Below are 3,350 nucleotides of genomic sequence, written 5' to 3'. Positions count from 1 at the left end.
CAGACGCTGGCGCAGATCGAGCTGTTCACCAAGCCCGACGCGTACCCGACCGGCGTGTACGTGCTGCCCAAGCACCTCGACGAGAAGGTCGCCCGCCTCCACCTGGACGCACTGGGCGTCAAGCTCACCACGCTGCGCCCGGAGCAGGCCGCGTACATCGGCGTCGAGATCGACGGCCCGTACAAGCCCGACCACTACCGCTACTGACCCCGCCGGAACCACCGACAACTGGAGTGCGCATGTCTCGCCGTCTGTTCACCTCGGAGTCCGTGACCGAGGGCCACCCCGACAAGATCGCCGACCAGATCAGCGACGCCGTCCTCGACGAACTGCTGCGCCAGGACCCGGCATCGCGCGTCGCCGTCGAGACGCTGATCACCACCGGACAAGTGCACATCGCGGGTGAGGTGACCACGTCCGCGTACGCCGACGTCGCCACCCTCGTCCGCGAGAAGATCCTGGAGATCGGCTACGACTCCTCGGCCAAGGGCTTCGACGGCGCGTCCTGCGGTGTCTCCGTCTCCATCGGCGCGCAGTCCCCGGACATCGCCCAGGGCGTCGACGTCGCGTACGAGAAGCGCCTGGACGAGTCCGACGACGAACTCGCCCAGCAGGGCGCGGGCGACCAGGGGCTGATGTTCGGCTACGCCACGGACGAGACCCCGAACCTCATGCCGCTGCCCATCGAACTCGCGCACCGCCTCGCCCGCCGGCTGACCGAGGTCCGCAAGGACGGCACCGTCCCCTACCTGCGCCCCGACGGCAAGACCCAGGTCACCATCGAGTACGAGGGCAGCCGCCCGGTCCGCCTGGACACCGTCGTCGTCTCCTCGCAGCACGCGAGCGACATCGACCTCGGCTCGCTGCTCGCCCCCGACATCAAGGAGTTCGTCGTCGAGCACGTGCTGACGCGGCTCGCCGACGACGGCATCAAGCTGGAGACCGACGACTACCGTCTCCTGGTCAACCCGACCGGCCGTTTCGAGATCGGCGGCCCGATGGGCGACGCGGGCCTGACCGGACGCAAGATCATCATCGACACGTACGGGGGCTACGCCCGTCACGGCGGCGGCGCCTTCTCCGGCAAGGACCCCTCCAAGGTGGACCGCTCCGCCGCGTACGCGATGCGCTGGGTCGCCAAGAACGTCGTCGCCGCCGGTCTCGCCAAACGCTGCGAGGTCCAGGTCGCGTACGCGATCGGCAAGGCCGAGCCGGTCGGCCTGTTCGTCGAGACCTTCGGCACCGCGGTCGTGGCCACCGACCGGATCGAGAAGGCCGTGGCCGAGGTCTTCGACCTGCGCCCCGCCGCGATCATCCGGGACCTGGACCTGCTCCGCCCGATCTACTCCCAGACCGCCGCCTACGGGCACTTCGGCCGCGAACTGCCCGACTTCACCTGGGAGAAGACGGACCGTGTGGCCGCGCTGCGCACGGCTGCGGGGATCTGACATGCGTATCGCCGTGAGCGGGTCCATCGCCACCGACCACCTGATGGTCTTCCCCGGGCGGTTCACCGAGCAGCTGCTGCCCGACCAGCTCGCCCGGGTCTCCCTGTCCTTCCTGGTCGACAAGCTCGACGTGCGCCGCGGCGGCGTCGCCGCCAACATCGCCTACGGCCTCGGTGGGTTCGGGCTGGCGCCCGTCCTGGTCGGCGCGGTCGGCGACGACTTCGCGGAGTACCGGGTCTGGCTCAAGGACCACGGGGTCGACACCGACGTCGTGCACGTGTCCGAGACCCGGCAGACGGCACGGTTCCTGTGCCTGACCGACCGCGAGCTGAACCAGATCGCCGCCTTCTACGCGGGCGCCATGGCCGAGGCGCCGGCGACCGGCATCCAGCGTGTCGTCGAGCACGCGGGCGGCCTCGACCTGGTGCTCGTCTCGCCCAACGACCCCGAGGCGATGCTGCGGCACACGGCCGAGTGCCGGGCCGCGGGCATCCCGTTCGCCGCGGACCCCTCACAGCAGCTCGCCACCTTGGACGGCGACCAGGTGAACCGTCTCGTCGACGGCGCCCGCTGGCTGTTCACCAACGAGTACGAGGCCGCCCTGCTGCTCGAACGCACGGGCCGGCAGCGCGAGGACGTGCTCGGCCGGGTGGGCGCCTGGATCACCACCCTCGGCCCGGACGGCGTACGGATCGACCGCTCCGGCGCCGATCCCCACCTGGTGCCCGCCGTGCCCGCGTGGGAGACCAAGGACCCGACCGGCGTCGGGGACGCGTTCCGCGCCGGGTTCCTGGCCGCCGTCAGCCAGGGCCTGCCGCCCGAGTCCGCGGCCCTGCTCGGCTGTGCCCTGGCCACCACCGCCCTCGCCACCCTGGGCTCCCAGGAGTACGAGGTGCGGCCCGCCGACCTCTTCGCGCGCATCTCCGGCACCTACGGCGCCCACGCGGCGCGGCCCTTCGAGGGCTGGCTCACCGGCGCACCGGGGCAGGCGTCGTGAGCGCCCGGGTGGACGCCCTGCGGGAAGCCCTCGCCACCCGTGTGGTGGTGGCCGACGGCGCGATGGGCACCATGCTCCAGGCCCAGGAACCCACGCTTGAGGACTTCCAGCAGCTGGAGGGCTGCAACGAGATCCTGAACGTGACCCGCCCCGACATCGTGCGCTCCGTCCACGAGGCGTACTTCGCGGTGGGCGTGGACTGCGTCGAGACCAACACCTTCGGCTCCAACCACACCGCTTCCAGCGAGTACGAGATCGCCGACCGGATCTTCGAGCTGTCCGAGGCCGGCGCCCGGATCGCCCGCGAGGCCGCCGACGACTTCACCGCGCGGGACGGCCGGCCCCGCTGGGTCCTCGGCTCGATCGGCCCCGGAACCAAGCTGCCGTCCCTCGGCCACATCGACTACCGCACGATCCGCGCCGGCTACCAGCAGAACGCCGAGGGTCTGCTGGTCGGCGGCGCCGACGCGCTGATCGTCGAGACCACCCAGGACCTGCTGCAGACCAGGGCCGGCCTGATCGGCGCGCGCCGCGCGATGGACGCTCTCGGTGTCGACGTGCCGCTGATCTGCTCCCTCGCCTTCGAGACCACCGGCGTGATGCTGCTCGGCTCCGAGATCGGCGCGGCCCTCACCGCGCTGGAGCCGCTGGGCATCGATCTGATCGGCCTGAACTGTTCGACGGGCCCGGCCGAGATGAGCGAGCACCTGCGCCATCTGGCCCGGCACTCCAGGACGCCACTGATGTGCATGCCCAATGCCGGGCTGCCGATCCTGGGCAAGGACGGCGCGTACTTCCCGCTGACGCCGTCCGAGCTGGCCGACGCGCAGGAGACCTTCGTTCGCGAGTACGGCCTGTCCCTGGTGGGTGGCTGCTGCGGCACGACGCCCGAGCATCTGCGGCAG

At 71.2% G+C, this 3,350-nt stretch carries 4 protein-coding genes; all 4 read left to right on the top strand.

The features are described 5' to 3' along the window. The coding region (locus ACIGXP_RS40010; protein WP_399776957.1) for an adenosylhomocysteinase at positions 1 to 207 on the top strand (207 nt) is incomplete at its 5' end. Between the two features lie 32 nt (positions 208 to 239). Next, the gene (gene metK / locus ACIGXP_RS40005; RefSeq protein ID WP_363220994.1) at positions 240 to 1,448 is read left to right on the top strand and encodes a methionine adenosyltransferase; all 1,209 of its coding nucleotides are present in this window, start codon (positions 240 to 242) and stop codon (positions 1,446 to 1,448) included. 1 nt (position 1,449) lies between these two features. After that, entirely contained in the window at positions 1,450 to 2,445 is a 996-nt protein-coding gene (locus ACIGXP_RS40000) for a carbohydrate kinase family protein (protein WP_399776952.1), read from the top strand. Further along, a partial coding sequence (locus ACIGXP_RS39995; RefSeq protein ID WP_399776950.1) for a homocysteine S-methyltransferase family protein occupies positions 2,442 to 3,350 on the top strand: 909 nt, incomplete at its 3' end. The genes ACIGXP_RS40000 and ACIGXP_RS39995, both read left to right, overlap by 4 nt.

The organism is Streptomyces sp. NPDC053069, assembly GCF_044546895.1.
In the GTDB taxonomy this organism is placed as follows: Bacteria; Actinomycetota; Actinomycetes; order Streptomycetales; family Streptomycetaceae; genus Streptomyces.
Note: the sequence above shows the minus strand (reverse complement) of the source record. Positions and strands in the feature narration are given on the sequence as shown.

Coding starts and splice junctions, on each gene's coding strand:
- metK (WP_363220994.1), top strand. CDS start 240: ATGTCTCGCCGTCTGTTCACCTCGGAGTCCGTGACCGAGGGCCACCCC.
- ACIGXP_RS40000 (WP_399776952.1), top strand. CDS start 1,450: ATGCGTATCGCCGTGAGCGGGTCCATCGCCACCGACCACCTGATGGTC.